This window comes from Kocuria rhizophila (assembly GCF_003667225.1).
Taxonomy (GTDB): Bacteria; Actinomycetota; Actinomycetes; order Actinomycetales; family Micrococcaceae; genus Kocuria; species Kocuria rhizophila.
In genome coordinates this window covers 1-17,609 of sequence record NZ_RCOM01000054.1, presented here as the reverse complement: position 1 = coordinate 17,609, position 17,609 = coordinate 1, and the positions used below count along the sequence as shown (strand labels likewise).

Annotated in this window: 17 protein-coding genes; 7 read left to right on the top strand and 10 right to left on the bottom strand. The window is 70.0% G+C overall.

Annotation, left to right across the window (positions count from 1 at the left end):
- Nucleotides 1-151: 151 nt before the first annotated feature.
- From D9R02_RS08245 to paaA, 7 genes are all read right to left on the bottom strand, one after another.
- Nucleotides 152-1,003 (bottom strand): formate/nitrite transporter family protein, encoded by an 852-nt coding sequence (locus D9R02_RS08245; protein WP_102614014.1) that lies wholly within the window; start codon nt 1,001-1,003, stop codon nt 152-154.
- A 179-nt stretch (nt 1,004-1,182) separates the two neighbouring features.
- Entirely contained in the window at nt 1,183-1,956 is a 774-nt protein-coding gene (locus tag D9R02_RS08240; RefSeq protein ID WP_121566715.1) for an enoyl-CoA hydratase/isomerase family protein, read from the bottom strand.
- A 206-nt stretch (nt 1,957-2,162) separates the two neighbouring features.
- Nucleotides 2,163-3,362, bottom strand: a complete 1,200-nt coding sequence (gene paaE, locus D9R02_RS08235) for a 1,2-phenylacetyl-CoA epoxidase subunit PaaE (protein ID WP_102614015.1) — start codon at nt 3,360-3,362, stop codon at nt 2,163-2,165.
- 2 nt (nt 3,363-3,364) lie between these two features.
- Complete coding sequence (paaD, locus tag D9R02_RS08230) at nt 3,365-3,901, bottom strand: 1,2-phenylacetyl-CoA epoxidase subunit PaaD (protein ID WP_082019307.1); 537 nt, start codon at nt 3,899-3,901, stop codon at nt 3,365-3,367.
- A gap of 50 nt (nt 3,902-3,951) precedes the next feature.
- On the bottom strand, nt 3,952-4,788 hold the full coding sequence (gene paaC / locus D9R02_RS08225) for a 1,2-phenylacetyl-CoA epoxidase subunit PaaC (protein ID WP_102614016.1): 837 nt from the start codon (nt 4,786-4,788) through the stop codon (nt 3,952-3,954).
- The gene (paaB, locus tag D9R02_RS08220; protein ID WP_012397288.1) at nt 4,785-5,081 is read right to left on the bottom strand and encodes a 1,2-phenylacetyl-CoA epoxidase subunit PaaB; all 297 of its coding nucleotides are present in this window, start codon (nt 5,079-5,081) and stop codon (nt 4,785-4,787) included. The genes paaC and paaB overlap by 4 nt, the downstream gene beginning before the upstream one ends.
- Nucleotides 5,082-5,083: 2 nt before the next feature.
- Complete coding sequence (gene paaA, locus D9R02_RS08215) at nt 5,084-6,136, bottom strand: 1,2-phenylacetyl-CoA epoxidase subunit PaaA (RefSeq protein ID WP_102614017.1); 1,053 nt, start codon at nt 6,134-6,136, stop codon at nt 5,084-5,086.
- Between the two features lie 244 nt (nt 6,137-6,380).
- Here paaA and D9R02_RS08210 point away from each other — a divergent pair, with 244 nt between their 5' ends.
- From D9R02_RS08210 to D9R02_RS08195, 4 genes are all read left to right on the top strand, one after another.
- Complete coding sequence (locus D9R02_RS08210) at nt 6,381-6,791, top strand: PaaI family thioesterase (RefSeq protein WP_121566714.1); 411 nt, start codon at nt 6,381-6,383, stop codon at nt 6,789-6,791.
- A gap of 5 nt (nt 6,792-6,796) precedes the next feature.
- Nucleotides 6,797-8,134, top strand: a complete 1,338-nt coding sequence (locus D9R02_RS08205; protein WP_029603175.1) for a phenylacetate--CoA ligase family protein — start codon at nt 6,797-6,799, stop codon at nt 8,132-8,134.
- 97 nt (nt 8,135-8,231) lie between these two features.
- Nucleotides 8,232-8,852 (top strand): TetR/AcrR family transcriptional regulator, encoded by a 621-nt coding sequence (locus tag D9R02_RS08200; RefSeq protein WP_070637031.1) that lies wholly within the window; start codon nt 8,232-8,234, stop codon nt 8,850-8,852.
- A 49-nt stretch (nt 8,853-8,901) separates the two neighbouring features.
- Nucleotides 8,902-9,315 (top strand): GNAT family N-acetyltransferase, encoded by a 414-nt coding sequence (locus D9R02_RS08195; RefSeq protein ID WP_070637030.1) that lies wholly within the window; start codon nt 8,902-8,904, stop codon nt 9,313-9,315.
- A 139-nt stretch (nt 9,316-9,454) separates the two neighbouring features.
- Here the strand turns inward: D9R02_RS08195 and paaZ are convergent, their stop codons facing one another.
- Complete coding sequence (paaZ, locus tag D9R02_RS08190) at nt 9,455-11,569, bottom strand: phenylacetic acid degradation bifunctional protein PaaZ (protein WP_121566712.1); 2,115 nt, start codon at nt 11,567-11,569, stop codon at nt 9,455-9,457.
- A 257-nt stretch (nt 11,570-11,826) separates the two neighbouring features.
- Here paaZ and D9R02_RS08185 point away from each other — a divergent pair, with 257 nt between their 5' ends.
- Nucleotides 11,827-12,312, top strand: coding sequence for a hotdog fold thioesterase (locus D9R02_RS08185; RefSeq protein ID WP_199717481.1), 486 nt, complete (start codon nt 11,827-11,829; stop codon nt 12,310-12,312).
- A 287-nt stretch (nt 12,313-12,599) separates the two neighbouring features.
- Here the strand turns inward: D9R02_RS08185 and aceA are convergent, their stop codons facing one another.
- A complete protein-coding gene (aceA, locus tag D9R02_RS08180) occupies nt 12,600-13,886 on the bottom strand; it encodes an isocitrate lyase (RefSeq protein WP_102614021.1) in 1,287 nt (428 codons plus the stop codon).
- Nucleotides 13,887-14,332: 446 nt separating this feature from the next.
- On the opposite strand from aceA, the gene D9R02_RS08175 reads away from it, so the two are divergent.
- Entirely contained in the window at nt 14,333-15,805 is a 1,473-nt protein-coding gene (locus tag D9R02_RS08175; protein ID WP_019309854.1) for a helix-turn-helix domain-containing protein, read from the top strand.
- A 146-nt stretch (nt 15,806-15,951) separates the two neighbouring features.
- Nucleotides 15,952-16,419, top strand: coding sequence for a ribonuclease E activity regulator RraA (rraA, locus tag D9R02_RS08170; protein WP_102614022.1), 468 nt, complete (start codon nt 15,952-15,954; stop codon nt 16,417-16,419).
- A 127-nt stretch (nt 16,420-16,546) separates the two neighbouring features.
- Here rraA and D9R02_RS12285 read toward each other — a convergent pair whose 3' ends face one another.
- Entirely contained in the window at nt 16,547-16,804 is a 258-nt protein-coding gene (locus D9R02_RS12285) for a hypothetical protein (RefSeq protein WP_259463931.1), read from the bottom strand.
- Between the last annotated feature and the right edge of the window lie 805 nt (nt 16,805-17,609).

Sequence of the window (17,609 nt, the reverse complement as noted above, 5' to 3'; positions counted from 1 at the left end):
CAGCCGAACGGGATTAAGTGCAGCTTTTGCCACACAGAGCGCGAAATGTGGCAAAAGCTGCACTTAACCTGGGTGCCGGGTGCCGGGTGCTGGGATCGGGTCGGCGCTGCCGGGGGTGGTCCGACCGCGGAGGTCACGAGCCGTGGCCGCGTCAGGCGTCCGCGGGCTCCGCATCCGAGATCTTCTCTCCGCGGCGTTCGGCCATGAGCAGCTCCCACGTGCGGACCAGGCGGGGCAGCGAGATGATCACGAGTCCGCCCAGCATGTTGAACGGGATGACCCACGCGAACCACCCGAGCCAGTCCAGGTAGGAGTAGTCCCAGCCGGCGTGCATGGCTCCGAAGATCACGATCGAGTTCAGGGCACCATGGAGCATGCCGAGGCCCACCACCAGGAAACCGCCGATCAGGGAGATCACGGCGGTCATCATGTCGCTGTTGGTGCCCTGCTGCATTCGCGTCATCAGGGTGATGGTGGAACCGGCCAGCAGGGCGAGGCACACGGTCTCCGTGCCGAACCCGTCCGAGACGTACCCGGTGGCCACCTCCACGAGCGTGGTGGAGAAATCGGGGAACGCGGCAACCACCACCCACATGAACGCCCACCCGCCCACCAGGTTGGTCACCAGGGTCACGACCCACAGCCGCAGCAGCGCCCACCACGAGCCGTGGCCGGCCACCACCGCGTTGATGGGCAGCAGGAAGTCCTCCGTGAACAGCTCCGAGTGGGCCAGGCGCAGGGCCAGCAGACCGATGCCGAACGCCGTTCCGGCCAGCAGCTTGGAGCCGGTGGCGTCCATGACGGCGAGCATGGCCATGATCCCGAGCCCCACGTCGATCCCGCCGAACAGCCCCGTGACGATCAGCGCCCGCCACGTGCGGTGCAACCGGTCCGTGCCCTCCTGGACGGTGTTCTTGAACTCCTCGACCAGCTCGTCCTCGAGGGGCTGGTCCGTGCGCCCCGAGGAACGCCGTGCGGTCTCACTGTCTCGGGTGGCGGCCATGGGGTTCAGCGTAGGGCACGGGGAAGACCCCGGTGCGCGCGCCCGCGCCACCGCACACGGCGTGCATCAGCGGAGTAGATGCAGAATGGGCGCTCAATGTATGCACTAACGGAGCACATGCACCGGGCGTCCAGGGGTGCCCGGGCCTGCTCCGGGGGCGTTTCGGGGGTGGCCCGCACTCAGCCCTTGCCGGTGAACTCGGGCTTCCGCTTCTCCTGGAACGCCTTGAAGCCTTCGCGGTAGTCGGCGGTGGCGCACAGCGCGGTCTGCGCGGCGTTCTCCGCGGCCATGGACTCCCACAGCCCGATCCGCTGGTCCCGGATCTGCGCCACGAGCTCCTTGGACGCCACGAACGCCTGCGTGGCCCCGCCGGCGGCACGGCGCACCCGCGTGAGCGTGAAGTCCATGAGCTCCTCCACGGGCACCGCGCGGGAGAACAGCCCGGACGCCACGGCCTCCGCGCCGCTCATGAGCTCCGCGGTGTAGATGAGGTCCAGCGTGCGGTGGGCGCCGAGCCGCTCGGTGAACAGCGCGTGCCCGCCGGAGTCCAGCGTGGCGCCCAGGTTCGCGAAGGGTGAGCCGATCTTGGCGTTCTCCGCCACGTAGACCACGTCCGTGGCGATCGCCAGGCCCAGCCCCACGCCCAGGCACGCGCCCTGCACCGCCGCGAACGTGGGCGCGGGGAACGCGGACATCCGCTGCAGCAACGGCTGGAGGGTCCCGGTGAGGTAGCCCTCGGTGTCGTCCGTGGCAGGATCCACCCCGGAGATGTCCCGGCCCGCGCAGAAACCCCTGCCCTCACCCGTGAGCAGCAGCGCCCGGACACCGGCCGCCTCCGCCTCGGTGTAGGCATCCGTCAGCTCGTGCAGCGCGGACTCGTCCAGCGAGTTCATCTTCTCGGGTGCGTTGAGCACCACGTGGGCGATCTCGTCCTCGATGGCCAGGTCGATCACGGTGTTCTCCTCGGGGTTGGGGTCTCGGCGGGGTGCGGTGGGCGCTGGCTGACAGGGCGGCGTCGTTCCGACTCAGAGGGCCCACGCACCGGCACCGCGCCGCCGCATGCGCGCCGCGTCCGCACGGTGCGCGCCCCACGCGAGCCGGCAGGTACGGCGACGACGCCGCCTGGGGCCCAGCGCGGCGTCGTCGTCAGGGGAGTGGGTCAGGCGTCGAAGTCCACGCGCAGCTCGTCCGAGGTGGGGCGGGTCTGGCACGTGAGCACGTAGCCGGCGTCCACCTCGTCCTTCTCGAGCGCGAAGTTCTCGTCCATCTCGAACTCGCCCTTGGTGACCTTGGCGCGGCAGGTGCCGCACACCCCACCCGCGCACGCGAAGGGGACGTCCGGGCGCACGCGCAGAGCGGCGTTGAGCACGGTCTCCGCGGCGGACTTGGGGGATTCCACCTGGGCGGAGGTGCCGTCCAGGTTGAAGACGATTGTGTAGTTCTCGCCCTTGGGGTCCGCCACGACCGGGCGGCCCTGCTGGCCCTGGGGAGCGGTGGGCTTGCCCGTGGTGAACAGCTCGAAGCGGACGCGGGACTCGTCCACGCCTCGCTCCTTGAGGACGTCCCGGCACAGCTGCACGAGCTCGAACGGGCCGCACAGGAACCACTCGTCCGCGGAGTCCACCTGGATCACGCGGTCCAGCAGCTCCTCGAGCTTGTCGTGGTCGATCCGCCCGGACATCAGCGGCGAGATCCGCTGCTCGCGGGACAGCACGTGGTGCACGGCCAGGCGCGCGGGGTACTTGTCCTTGAGGTCACCCAGCTCTTCGGCGAACATCACGTCCATGGAGGAGCGGTTCGCGTAGATCACGTCCATCTGGGCGGTGTCCGAGGCGCGCAGCAGGGCGCGGGCGATCGCCATGATGGGGGTGATCCCGGAACCGGCGGCGAAGGCCACCAGGTGCACGTTGCGCTTCTTGGCCACCTCCTTCTCGGCCAGTTTCTCGGGATCGTTCATGGAGGTGATGTTGACCTTGGAGGTGAACGCGCCCTGCGGGTTCATCACGTCCAGGGTGTCACCGGCGGCCAGCTGCTCGTTGGCCCACGTGGAGAACACGCCGCCCATGTCCTTCTTGATGGCCACGCGGATCTCACCGGGGGTGGGGTCGGCGCAGATGGAGTAGGACCGGCGCACCTCGTGGCCGTTGATCTGCGCGCGGATGGCCACGTACTGACCCGGGAGGTAGTCGTAGTCCGCCACGAGGTCCTCGGGCACGTCGAACGTGACCTCCACGGAGTCGGAGGTCAGCTTGCGCACCTCGGAGACCGTGAGGGTGTTGAACACGGCACGGCGCTTGCCGCCGCCCGCGCTGGCTTCGGTGGCGTCCTCCAGCGTGGAGGTGTCCGCGGTTTCGCTCATGATCAGTGCACCTTGAAGTAGTCGAAGGGTTCTTTGCAGTCGTCGCAGACCCACAGGGCCTTGCAGGACGTGGACCCGAAGCGGGTCATCTCGTGGGTGCGCAGGGACTCGCAGCGCGGGCACTTCACGGCCAGGCTCAACCGCACGGGCCCGGAGTTGTGACCGGCGGCAGTGCGCCCGGTGGGCGGTGCGATGCCGTACTCGTTGAGCTTGGCGCGGCCCTCGGCGGACATCCAGTCCGTGGTCCACGCCGGGCGCAGCACCTGCACCACGCGCACGTTCTCGTAGCCGGCGGCGGTCACGGCCGCCTCGAGGTCCGCGGCCATGGTGTCCATGGCGGGGCACCCGGAGTAGGTGGGGGTGATGACCACCACCGTCTCGTCCTCCCCGGCCACGGCGTCCCGCAGCACCCCGAGGTCCTCGAGCGTGAGCACGGGGATCTCGGGGTCGCACACGGTGGCCGCGACGTCCCACAGGGCGGCGTCGGCCGGGTCGTCCGGGCGCCGCGAGGGCCCCAGGGGGACTTCACGGGGCGCCACGCCACCGGTGGGCGGCAGGGAACGGGGCGGAACGCGGGAGAACACGGAACTCACCACGTGGCGCCGGGATGCTGGCGGGCGAGCCACTGCATCTCGGCGAGGATGTACCCGCGGTACTCGGAGTAGGCGCCGTCGCGGGGCTCCGCGGACAGCCGGGCCTGGGCCACGTTGGGGACCTCGAGCTCGGCCTCGGCCAGCAGCGCGGTCACGCGGTCCATGGTCCGCTCGCGCAGCGTGGAGGGGCGCACGGCCACGCCCTCCAGCTCGTCGTGCAGCGGCTCGTCCGCGAACAGCTCGTCCAGGTAGGGCCACATGTAGTAGAGCCCGTCCTGGATGCGCCGCTTGGACTCCTCGGTGCCGAGGCCCAGGCGCAGGATCCACTGGGCCGCGTGGTCCTGGTGGTACTCCACCTCCTTGAGGGCCTTGTCCGCGATGGCGGCCAGGGTCTGGTCCGTGGAGGACTGCAGCGCGGAGTAGAGCTCGTACTGGTAGAAGGAGAACAGCAGCTGACGCGCGATGGTCTGCCCGAAGTCCCCGTTCTCCTGCTCCACGAGGCGCACGGAGCGGAACTCCTCCTCGTCGCGGAAGTATGCGAGCTCGTCCTCGGTCTTTCCCCACGCGGAACCCGCGTAGGTCAGCAGGAAGCGCGCGTGGCCGATGAGGTCCAGCGCGATGTTGCCCAGCGCGATGTCCTCCTCGAGCTCGGGTGCCCGCGAGATCCACCAGCCCAGACGCTGGGAGAGCATCAGGGCGTCGTCGCCGAGCCGCAGCGCGTACTGGGCCACGGCCTCGGGAGCCCTGCCGCCGGTCTCCGCAATGTCCTCGGCGGTGATGGCGACGCCCGCGGACTGCTTGGTGGCGGAGTCGTGGGAGGCGAAGGCGCTCACAGGTGCTTCACCCCTTCGCTCTTGGTGTAGTACGTGGCGTGGCGGTAGCTCTTGCCCTGCGCGGACTCGAAGTAGCCGCCCTTGGAGTCCGGGTCCGAGGCGGTGATCGCGTCCGCGGGGACCACCCACACGCTCGTGCCCTCGTTGCGCCGCGTGTAGAGGTCACGCGCGTTGCGCACGGCCATGGTGGCGTCCGGGGCGTGCAGCGAGCCCGCGTGCACGTGGGACAGCCCGCGCGAGGAGCGCACGAAGACCTCCCACAGGGGCCAGTTGCCGTTCTGGTTCTCGCTCATGCTCACGCTCCGATCAGCTCGGCGGAGCCGCGCCCCGCCATGACGGTGAAGTCCTCGTTCGCCTCGGCCGACGACGCCGCTGCCGCAGCCTCCGCGGCCTCGCGCGCCTGCCGCTGGGCGTAGGCCTCGGCGGCCTCGCGCACCCACGCGCCGTTGGCGTGCGCCTCGCGGCGGCGCTTCATGCGCTGGACGTTGCAGGGCCCGGAGCCCTTGATCACGGACATGAACTCGTTCCAGTCCAGCTGGCCGTAGTCGTAGTGCCCGCGCTCCTCGTTCCACTTCAGGTCCGGGTCCGGCAGGGTCAGGCCCAGGGCCTCGGCCTGCGGGACGATCATGTCCACGAAGCGCTGGCGCAGCTCGTCGTTGGAGAAGCGCTTGATGTTCCACTCCATGGACTGCTGGGAGTTGGGGGAGTCGGCGTCCGGGGGGCCAAACATCTGCAGGGCAGGGCCGTAGAAGCGGTTCACGGCGTCCTGCGCCATCTGCTTCTGGGCCTCGGTGCCGTGGGAGAGCTCATAGAGGATCTCCCAGCCCTGGCGCTGGTGGAAGGACTCCTCCTTGCAGATGCGCACCATCGCGCGGCCGTAGGGGCCGTAGGAGGCGCGACACAGCGGGACCTGGTTGCAGATGGCGGCGCCGTCCACGAGCCAGCCGATCGCACCCATGTCGGCCCACGTGCGGGCCGGGTAGTTGAAGATCGAGGAGTACTTGGCCTTGCCGCTGAGCAGCTGCTCATTGAGCACGGAGCGCGGGGTGCCCAGGGTCTCCGCGGCGGAGTAGAGGTACAGCCCGTGGCCGGCCTCGTCCTGGACCTTGGCCATCAGCACGGCCTTGCGCTTGAGGCTCGGGGCGCGGGTGATCCAGTTGGCCTCCGGCTGCATGCCGATGATCTCGGAGTGCGCGTGCTGGGAGACCTGGCGGGTCAGGCTCTTCCGGTAGGCCTCGGGCATCCAGTCGCGGGGCTCCACGCGGGAGTCCTCGCTGATGAGGTGGTCGAAGTGCTGCTGCTCGGCGGTGGTGGCCGCCTGGTCCGCAGTGGTGGTCTGCTCAGTCATGGTGTGTCCTCGGTTCACGGGTGAGATGGGAGCGGAGGATGAACTCTGTACGCTGCCGACGATAATAACTGACCGCTCGTTCAGAATATAGACCCCCGGTGTGGCCGTCAACACATTTTTCGCCCTCGGTCAGGGGGTGCGTCAACGGTGGCGGCGCTGCAACGGAGCGCAGACTTGTTGACACACGTCACAATTCGCGGTTGTCTACTGACCGATCGTTCTGAAAATCGAAAGGAGCTCCCCGGTGCCACATCATCCGGTGCTCACGGGGGATCGGGCCTCCGAGTGGCTGGGCATCACCGTGCAGCGTGCGGATCCTGGCCACTGCGTGATCTCCATGCTCGTGCGTGACGAGATGCTCAACGGCTTCGGGATCGCCCACGGCGGCATGATCTTCGCCCTGGCCGACTCCTGCTTCGCCATGACCTGCAACGACCCCGACCCTGGCGGCACCTCCATGACGGTGGCGCAGGGCGTGGACATCAACTTCCTCAGCTCCGCACAGCCCGGGCAGACCCTGGTGGCGGAGGGCCGCCAGATCGCCACCACCGGACGCAGCGGCCTGTGCGACATCACCGTCACCACCCAGGACGGGGACGTGATCGCCCAGTTCCGCGGCCGCAGCCGCACCGTGCCCCTTCGCCAGAAAGCGTGAATTCCATGACGTCGTGCTCCGTCCCCAACCCGTACCGGCCCGAGGCCTCGCAGGATCCGTCCCAGCCGGATCCCGAGGAGCTGATGAGCCGGGACCAGATCGAGGCCCTGCAGACCGAGCGGCTGAACTGGACCCTGCACTACGCGTACGAGAACGTCCCGGCGTACAAGGAGCTCTTCGACGAGCACGGTGTGCACCCGGACGACTTCCGCGATCTGGAGGACCTGGCCAAGTTCCCGTACACGGACAAGGAGTTCCTGCGGAAGGCCTACCCGTTCAAGTCTTTCGCCACGCCCATGTCCGAGATCCGCCGGATCCACGCGTCCTCGGGCACCACCGGTCAGCCCACCGTGGTGGCCTACACCGAGGAGGACCTCCTCACGTGGGGCTCCCTGGTGGCCCGCTGCTTCCGGATGTCCGGGATCAAGCCCGGGGACAAGGTGCACAACGCGTACGGCTACGGCCTGTTCACCGGCGGCCTGGGCGCCCACTACGGCGCCGAGCGCCTGGGGTGCGCGGTGATCCCGATGTCCGGCGGGCAGACCGAGAAGCAGGTGCAGCTGATCCGGGACTTCGAGCCCGAGGCCATCCTCTCCACGCCCACCTACCTGCTCACGATCGCGGACGGGTTCCGCAAGCTGGGCTTCGACCCGCGGGAGACGTCCCTCAAGCACGCCGTGCTGGGCGCGGAGCCGTGGACCGAGGAGATGCGCCACGAGATCGAGAAGACCTTCGACATCACCGCGTGCGACATCTACGGGCTGTCCGAGGTCATGGGCCCCGGCGTGGCCGGCGAGTCCTTCGAGACCAAGGACGGCTCGCACATCTGGGAGGACCACTTCCGCCCGGAGATCATCGACCCGTTCGACGACACCGTGCTGCCCACGGGCCGCCCCGGTGAGCTGGTGTTCACAGCGCTGACCAAGCAGGCGCTGCCGATCATCCGCTACCGCACCCACGACCTCACCCGCCTGCTCCCGGGCACCGCGCGCCCCGGGCACCGCCGCATGGGCCGCATCACGGGGCGCTCGGACGACATGATCATCCTGCGCGGCGTGAACCTGTTCCCGTCCCAGATCGAGGAGCTCGCGCTGAAGATCCCGGCGCTGTCCCCGCACTTCACGCTGGAGATCACCCGGCCTCACCGCATGGACCAGATGACCATCCACATCGAGCGCCGCGAGGACGCCACGGTGGAGGAGGCCCAGGAGGCCGGGCGCGTGCTGCAGCACGAGATCAAGACCAAAATCGGCTCCAGCGCGGCCATCGACATCGCGGAGCCCGGTACCCTGGAGCGCTCCTCGGGCAAGCTGCGCCGCGTGTACGACCGTCGCGACAAGTAGTTCTCCGCCCTGCCGCCGGTCCTCCGTGGGGGCGGGAGCCAGGTGACGAACCGGTAACCTGAACATCCCGTCCCCCGGAAGATCGAGGCCCACGCCCATGTCCCCCGAACGCACCACCGCCGACGACGCCGCTGCCGCACCCCGGCGCGGCCGTCCCGGCTACGACCGCGAGACCCTGCTGGCCGTGTGCGTGGACGTGTTCAACCGCTACGGCTACGACGCCACGTCCATGGGGATGCTGTCCAAGCACCTGGGGATCTCCAAGTCCGCGATCTACCACCACGTGGAGTCCAAGGAGGAGATCCTGGGGCAGGCCCTGGACCGCGCCCTGGACGCCCTCGAGGCGGTGTTCGCGGAGGTGCTCGCGAGCGACAGCGGTCCCGTGGTCAAGCTCGAGCGGATCCTCGACGGCTCCGTGCGGGTGCTCGTGGCGCAGATGCCCTACGTGACGCTGCTGCTGCGGCTGCGCGGGAACTCGGAGGTCGAGGAGGCGGCGCTGCAGCGGCGTCGTACCCTGACCCGCAACCTGGAGGACCTGGTGCGTGAGGCCCAGGAGCTGGGCGAGCTGCGCTCGGACATCTCCGGGAAGTCCGCGCCGCGCCTCATGCTGGGGATGGTCAACTCGATCGTGGACTGGTACCAGCCCGGGCGCTCCGGGACGGTGGACCAGCTGGCCGCGACCGTGGTGACCATGGTCTTCGCGGGCCTGCGGGCGTAGCCGGCGCTCCCACCGAGGGCAGGTGCCCGCACCCGCCTAGGGTGAGCTCATGGACATCTCCCGTTCCCGAGATTTCGACCCCGCCGAGCTGATCGGTCTGTACGACGCCGTGGGGTGGAGCTCCTACACGCGGCGCCCCGAGGACTTCGGGCCCATGATCCGCAACGCGTGGCTGGTCATCTCCGCATGGGACGCGGGGGAGCTGGTGGGCCTGGTCCGGGTCGTGGGCGACGGTGTGACGGTTGCCTACATCCAGGACCTTCTGGTGCACCCGGCGCACCAGCGCCAGGGCATCGGACGCGCGCTGCTCACCGAGGTGCTGGCCGAGACAGCGCACATCCGCCAGGTCTACATCACCACGGACGATCCCCTCTGGAACCGTCACGTGGTGAAGCTCTACCGCTCCCTGGGCTTCCGCCCCACCGCGGACCTGGGCTGCACCACGCTCGCGATCATGCGCTGAGCGGGCCAGCCCGCCAGGAACGCTGCCCGGCAGTGCACGCGCGACGGCCGTCGGCACACACCGAGGCCCCGCGACGCGTCGTCGCGGGGCCTCAACGTTCAGGTGCGGTCCGGGGTGTCGGCGGAACCTGCGCCGGGGCTCAGGCCTCCGGCACGGGCCACTGCTTGGCCACCAGGGTCAGGACGTCGTAGGTGGCCACGATCTCGTCCTTCTGGTTGGTCAGCCGGGCATCCCACGCCACTTCGCCGTACTCGTCCGTCACACGCGGGGTGATCTTCTTGGCGGTCAGGGTCACACGGATGGCGTCGTCGTAGGTCACCGGGGTGATGAAGCGCAGGTTCTCCAGCCCGTAGTTGGCGAGCACGGGCCCCGGGGCGGGCTCCACGAACAGTCCGGCGGCCCAGGAGACCAGCAGGTAGCCGTGGGCCACGCGGCGCGGGAAGAACGGGTTGGCCGTGGCGGCCTCCTCGTCCGTGTGCGCGTAGAAGGTGTCACCGGTCTTCTCCGCGAACTCCAGGATGTCCTCGAGCTTCACGGTGCGCAGGTCCGAGACGAACTGGTCCCCGATCCGCAGGGTCTCAAGGGACTTGCGGAAGGGGTGCTCGCCCGTGCCGTTCTCCACGTCCTCGCGGGTCACGGTGTTCGCGGTGGCGCCCCAGTGCCACTGACCGGTGATCCCGGTGAGCAGGTCCGGGGAGCCCTGCACGGCGGTGCGCTGCATGTAGTGCTTCACGGCGCGCACGCCGCCCAGCTCCTCGCCACCGCCGGCACGGCCGGGTCCGCCGTGCACCAGGTGGGGCACGGGCGAGCCGTGCCCGGTGGAGGTCCTGGCGTCGTCGCGGTCCAGGAACAGCACGCGCCCGTGGTGCGCACCGATTCTGGACGCGAACTGCGCGGCGAGCTCGGGGGAGTGGGTGCACACGGTGGCCACCAGGGAACCGCCGCCCAGGGCGGCGATCTCCACGGCGTCCGCCACGTCACCCGAGTAGCCGAGCACGGAGGTGACCGGGCCGAACGCCTCGACCTCGTGCACGGCGGGGGTGCGGGCGTCGTCGAACGAGAGCAGGGTGACGGGGAAGAACGCGCCGTCCTGGGGCACCGAGGACAGCTCCTCGGGTCCACCCAGCTCCACCGTGGCGCCGGCGTCGATCAGGGTGCGCACGGAGCGCAGCACCTCGGACGCCTGGTCCTCGGACGCGAGCGGTCCCACGGTGGTCGCGGGATTCCGGGGATCGCCCACGACGGCGCGCTGCGCGGCGCGCTCTTTCAACGCGGCAACCACGGCGGGCTTGATGGCCTGGGGCACGATCACGCGGCGGACGGCCGTGCACTTCTGCCCGGCCTTGGCGGTGATCTCCAGGACCACGGACTTCACGAACGCCCCGAACTCGGGGGAGCCCTCAGTGACGTCCGGCGCCATGATGGCGGCGTTGAGGGAGTCCGTCTCCGCGGTGAAGCGCACGCCCTTCTCCTGCACGTGGCTGTGCGCCCGCAGGGACTGCGCGGTGGCGGCGGATCCGGTGAACGCCACGTGGTCGCGGGCGTCCAGGTGGTCCAGCAGGTCCCGGGCGGAGCCGGAGACCAGCTGCAGGGAGCCCTCGGGCAGCAGCCCGGAGTCCAGCATGAGCCGCACGCACGCCTCGGTCACGTACCCCGTGGGGGTCGCGGGCTTCACGATGGTGGGCACTCCCGCGATGAACGCGGGCGCGAACTTCTCGAGCATGCCCCACACGGGGAAGTTGAACGCGTTGATCTGCACGGCCACACCGGGCAGCCGCGTGTACACGTGCTCGCCCAGGAACGAGCCGTCCCGGGAGAGCTGCTCCACGGCACCGTCCACGATCACGTTCGCATTGGGCAGCTCGCGGCGGCCCTTGGAGGAGAAGGTGAACAGGGTGCCGATGCCGCCGTCGATGTCGATCAGGTGGTCCTTGGCCGTGGCACCCGTGGCGTAGGAGATCTCGTACAGCTCCTCCTTGTGCTCCCCGAGGTACTGGGCCAGCTGCTTGAGGATCAGCGCGCGGTCGTGGATCCGCAGGGTCCCCAGGGAGGCCTGGCCCACGGTGCGGGCGTACTCCACGGCACCGGCGGTGTCGATCCCGTCCGTGCTCACGCGCGCCACGAGCTCGCCGGTGGCGGCGTTGCGCACGTCCGCGACCTTCTGCGGGTCCTCCGGGCGCCACCACTCACCCTTGACGAAGCTGGGCAGGATCTGCGGCTGCGAGGTGTCGGTTGCCTGGTTCTGGGTGCTCACGCGGGGTCCTCCGGACTGTCGCGGCCGTTAGCCGAACGATCGGTCAGTATTGCCCCCAGGATAACCTAGGTCACACAGGCACACCATGGCCGTCACCCGGGCCCACGCCTCACGGCACCACGGGACCGCCGGTTCAGGACCGCACTGGGCCGCCGCCCGCGGCAGCACGGGCCCGCCCGGCCCACGACGCCGCTCGGCCGCCGTGCGCAGCGAGCGCACCCGGACGGCGTCGTGCCCCCACGACACGAGGAGCAGACATGCACGAGGACCCCACCCCCGCGGACGCACGCGTGGAGAACGAGCGGCGCGCGGCGTCGTCGGACGGGCAGAAGGGCAGGGCGTTCGACCCCTGGAGCATCGAGCTGGGCGAGCTGGACCGGAAGATGGGCGTGGAGGTGGAGGAGCAGTCCGCCGAGCGGATCGTGGCCACCATGCCCGTGGAGGGCAACCGGCAGTCGCTGGGGCTGCTGCACGGCGGTGCGTCCGTGGCGCTCGGGGAGATGCTGGGCTCGTGGGCCGCGGTGATCCACGGCTCCACCATGGGCAAGGTGGCCGTGGGTGTGGACATCAACGCCACCCACCACGCCTCCGCCACGAGCGGCCGTGTGCGCGGGGTGGCCACGGCCATTCGCCTGGGCCGCACCATGACCAGCCACGAGGTGGTCATCACGCACATCGACACCGGCCGCCGGCTGTGCACGGTGCGGATCACCAACTTCCTCAAGGACGCGCCGAGCTCCTGAGCTGTGGCTCAGAGTGCGCGCGGGACCTGGGGCGGCCGGCGGGTCACCGTGGGCAGTTCCCGGCCGCAGCCGGTCGTCGCCGCCGGCCCGGGGCGGCGCGCCTGCACGCACAGAGCCGCCCCGGCGCCGCAGGGTTGCGGTGCCGGGGCGGTTCGTCGTCCGCGGGAGGGCTGAGGAGCCCCTCGGTGCGGACGGGGTGAACGCGGGGGTCGGGGTGCGAAGTCAAAGGCCCCAATGACCTGCTGCGACCCCCGCGGGTCCGGTTCAGTCCGTGGCCGCTGGGCGGCTCAGAACTGGGCGCTCTCGGTGGAGCCCTTGAGAGCGATGGTCGAGGAGTTCGGGTTGACCACCTGGGACACCAGGTCGAAGTAGCCGGTGCCCACCTCGCGCTGGTGCTTGGTGGCGGTGTAGCCGCGCTCCTCGGCGGCGAACTCGCGCTCCTGCAGGTCCACGTAGGCGCTCATCTGGTTGCGGGCGTAGCCGTGGGCCAGGTCGAACATGGAGTAGTTCAGGGCGTGGAAGCCCGCCAGGGTGATGAACTGGAAGCGGTAGCCCATGGCGGCGAGCTCGCGCTGGAACTTGGCGATGGTGTCGTCGTCCAGGTGCTTCTTCCAGTTGAAGGACGGCGAGCAGTTGTACGCCAGCATCTGGTCCGGGAACTCCTCGTGGACGGCCTCCGCGAACTGCTTGGCGAGCTCGAGGTCGGGCGTGCCGGTCTCCATCCAGATGAGGTCCGAGTACGGGGCGTACGCCTTGGCGCGGGCGATGCAGGGCTCGATGCCGTTGCGGACCTTGTAGAAGCCCTCCGCGGTGCGCTCGCCGGTGATGAACTCGGCGTCCTGCTCGTCCACGTCCGAGGTGATCAGCGTGGCGGCCTCGGCGTCCGTGCGGGCGATGATGATGCTGGGGACGTCCTCCACGTCCGCCGCCAGGCGTGCCGCGTTGAGGGTGCGCACATGCTGCTGGGTGGGGATCAGCACCTTGCCGCCCAGGTGGCCGCACTTCTTCTCGGAGGCCAGCTGGTCCTCCCAGTGCACGCCGGCCGCGCCCGCATCGATCATGGACTTCATGAGCTCGAACGCGTTGAGCGGTCCGCCGAAGCCGGCCTCCGCGTCCGCGACGATCGGCGCCATCCAGTTCTCCACGGTGTGGACGTCCTCGGCGTGCTCGATCTGGTCCGCGCGCTTGAGCGCGTTGTTGATCCGGCGCACCACCTGCGGAACGGAGTTCGCGGGGTAGAGGGACTGGTCCGGGTAGGTCTGGCCCGCCAGGTTGGCGTCACCGGCCACCTGCCAGCCGGAGAGATAGATGGCCTTGAGCCCGGCCTTGACCTGCTGGACCGCCTGGTTGCCGGTCAGAGCGCCCAGAGCATTGATGTAATCCTCCGAGTTGAGCAGGTTCCAGAGTCGCTCCGCGCCGCGCCGGGCGTTGGTGTGCTCTTCTCGAAAGGAGCCCTGCAGACGCAGGACCTCCTCGGGGGCGTAGTCACGGGTCACGCCCGCCCAGCGGGGGTTCTCCTCCCAGTCGCGGGCCAGCTCGGCGGCGCTGCGGAGGTTGCTGTTCTCGGTGCTCATCTCGGTCTCCTTCGATCGGTCGTCCGGGCGGTACGGGGAAGTTTCGCCCGGGTAACTTGATGAGTTCTACTTTTGCCGCGATCTGCACCCCTGAAAAGGGGTTTTCCGAGTGAAGAACCGCATTTCTTCACGCCTGAGAAAATTGGTTCTAAACTCGGGGTATGACCCCGACCACAGGCCCCCGCAGGCGGCGCCGCACCGTCGACGCCGCTCCCTCCCCCTCCGCCACCGGTCGCACCCCCGCGGACACCGCCGGGGGGACGACCCCCGCCGCGCGCGGCACCGCGGGGTCGCGGACCCCCTCGGCGGCCGCTGCCGGCCGTGACGGCAGCGGTGCCGGACGCGCGGTACCCGGCGCGGCGGCGTCGTCCTCCGGGGGCCGCGACGCCCTGCGGGGCTCACGCACCGGAGCGGGAACCGGTGCGGGCGCCCGGACGCCGTCCCCGGTGCCGCCGGAGGAGGCGGGGGACCCCACGGACCCGATCGTGCTGGGGCGCCGGATCCGGTACCGCCGCAAGCGGCTGCGGATCACCCTGGAGGAGCTCGCGCGCACCGTGGGAATGGCACCCAGTGCGCTGTCCCTGATCGAGAACGGCAAGCGCGAGCCCAAGCTCAGCACCCTCTCGGCCCTGGCCGGTGCGCTGGACATGGGTGTGGAGCAGCTGCTCGGGTCCAAGGCGCCGTCCCGCCGCATGGAGCTGGAGATCCAGGTGGAGCGGGTGCAGCGCGGGCCCATGTACGCGGCCCTCGGGCTGCCCACCGTGCGCGTGGGTCCGGGGATGAGTACCGAGACCCTCGAGGCGCTCGCGGCCCTGCAGCAGCAGCTCGGCCAGCGCCTGGAGGAGCAGGCCGCCACCCCGGAGGAGGCCCGGCGCGCCAACACCCAGCTGCGCGCGCGGATGCAGGGCGTGAACAACTACTTCGAGCGCATCGAGACCATGGCCGCGGAGCTGCTGGCCGCGATCAAGCACACGGGCGGGCCGCTGTCCGAGCACCACATCTCCCGGCTCGTGGAGCACGTGGGCTTCGAGATCCACCAGGTCCCGGACCTGCCGCACTCCACGCGCTCCGTGACGGACCTGCGCAACCGGCGGTTCTACCTGCCCACCTCCGCGGGGGCGGGCTCTCCGTGGTCCGTGCTGCTGCAGGCTGTGGGGCACCACCTGCTGGAGCACCGCCGGCCCGCGGACTACGGCGAGTTCCTGGAGCAGCGCGTTGAGACCAACTACTTTGCCGCGGCGCTGATGATTCCTGAGGCCTCGGCGGTGGACCTGCTGGCCCGCGCCAAGTCCCAGCGGGAGCTGTCCGTGGACGACCTCCGGGACGCGTTCGCGGTGTCCCACGAGACCGCCGCGCACCGGATGACCAACCTGATGACCCACCACTTCGACATCCCCACGCACTTCGAGAAGGTGCACTCCTCCGGGATCATCCACAAGGCGTGGCAGAACGACGGCCTGCAGTTCCCCACGGACCACAGCGGAGCCGTTGAGGGTCAGCGCGCGTGCCGGTTCTTCTCCGCCCGCCAGGCGTTCTCGGGCACCAACAGGTTGCTGTCCCACTTCCAGTACACGGACACCCCGCACGGCACGTACTGGTGCTCGGCGCGCGTGGAGGGCTCCGAGCACGGCGAGTTCTCCATCTCCTTCGGGGTGCCCTACGAGCACGTCAAGTGGTTCCGCGGCCGCGCCACCTCCTACCGGCGCACCTCCACGTGCCCGGACCCCGCGTGCTGCCAGCAGCCCTCCCCGGCGCTCGCGGACCAGTGGGAGGGGCAGGCCTGGCCCTCGGCGCGTCCGGCCACCCACATGCTCGCGGCCATGCCCGCCGGAGCGTTCCCCGGAGTGGACGAGACGGAGGTCTTTCGGTTCCTGCAGCGCCACGCGCCCGCCGTTGAACTGGACGAAGACCTCGCGTAACCTCCATCACATTCCTACTGCCGCGTAGCCTGCCGTCCGCGGGCCCGTGCGTGTTCCGTTCCGGGGCGCCGTCGGGTCCATCGCACCCGGGCCACTCCGGGGGCGACGACGCCGCGCGGCCCCGTCCGCGACGAAAGGCCAGTCCCATGACCATCTCCACGTGCGACCTCTACGACGAGCGCGGTGACGAGCTGCAGTCCGTGACCACCCAGTTCATCTCGGTGGGCGGTGTGCACCAGTTCACCGGCCCCATCCGCACGGTGCGGTGCTTCGAGTCCAACGTGGACGTCAAGGAGCTGGTGGCCACCCCGGGTGAGGGCGCGGTGCTCGTGGTGGACGGGCAGGGCTCCATGAACTGCGCGCTGCTGGGGGACAACGTGGCACGCACCGCCATGGAGAACGGCTGGGCCGGACTGGTGATCAACGCCCCCGTGCGGGACCGTGTGGAGCTCGGCACCCTGGAGATCGGCGTCAAGGCGCTGGGCACCAACCCCCGCAAGTCCTCGCCCAACGACTTCGGAGAGACGGACGTGATCCTCAACTTCGGCGGCGTGACCTTCCGGCCCGGCAAGACCCTGTGGGCGGACGAGGACGGGATCCTCGTGGAACGCTGACGCCCGAGCCGACGCGGGGCAGGGGGCGGCCCACCGGGGATCCGGCAGACGAGAGGAGCGGACCCGCCGCAGCGGGACCGCTCCTCTCCTGTCGCTGGTCAGGCGTTGCCTGCCAGGGGTGTGGGCGCTACTTCTGGGCCACGAACGCGGACCCGTTCCACGTCCACTGCACGGTCTCCCCGGTGAGAACGCCGTCCGAGCCCACGACCTTCTGAGTCACGGTGGGTTCCCCGGCGGCGTCGATCGTCACGCCAGCCTGCTCGAACGGGTACTGAGACTTCTCCGACCCGGGCAGCGTGCCGTGGGAGTCGTAGCCCTTCTCCGTGGGGCTGATCACGGTGACACCCATGCTGTCCGAGAAGTAGACGTTGCCGTACTTGTCCACGGGACTCTTGGGGGTCCACCTCCCACAGCTGGTCGCCGATCATGGGTTCGGCGCCGAACGAGACGGCGGTGGTCTTCTCCGGGGAGGAGGCGTATCCCACGGACTGCCCGTTCTGGTAGACGGCGTAGCTGGGCCGCTTCCCCTGCGGGGCGGTGTCCGGCACGGTGGTCAGCGTGTAGGACACGATCTCCATGGGACCGAACGTGGGGTGCTGGACCTTCACGCGGGCGGTCTCCTCGCAGACACCGGCGCACGGATCCTTCACGGCCGGCAGAGCGGAACCGGAGCCGGGTGCTCCGCTCGTGGAGGGCGCGGCGCTGGCTGCGGGCGAGCCGGCGGCGTCGCCCCCGCCGGTCGTGGCGGCGGGACTGGCCGGTGCGGACGACGCCGTTGCGGCCTGGGTCTGCGACGCGGCCGGGCTGCTCGCCTCGGCGGACTCCCCGCCCTGCCCGCACCCCACGAGGAGCGGGACGGCCACGGCGGCTGCGGTCACGATCTTGAGCTTATGGCTGTTCATGGTTCTCACCTTGCGGATGGATCACCTGCGATTGCCAACACCTCCACCCTGCGACGTGGTGTTTGCAATAGCAACACCTGTGATGCAATCGTGACCGTCGCCCGCCTCGCTCCTGCTCCGTGCGCCCGCGCCCGATCGTCCCGGCACCCTCGGGCGGGAGTCCAAGGCCTGCAGCTCGGGTGTCCTGGTGGGTGACGCAGCGCGGGCGGCCCTGGAGGTGGGCGGCCCGGGATCGAGAACGAGCGGCCCACGCACTGCTGTGCGAGCCGCTCGTTCTCGATCCCGGGC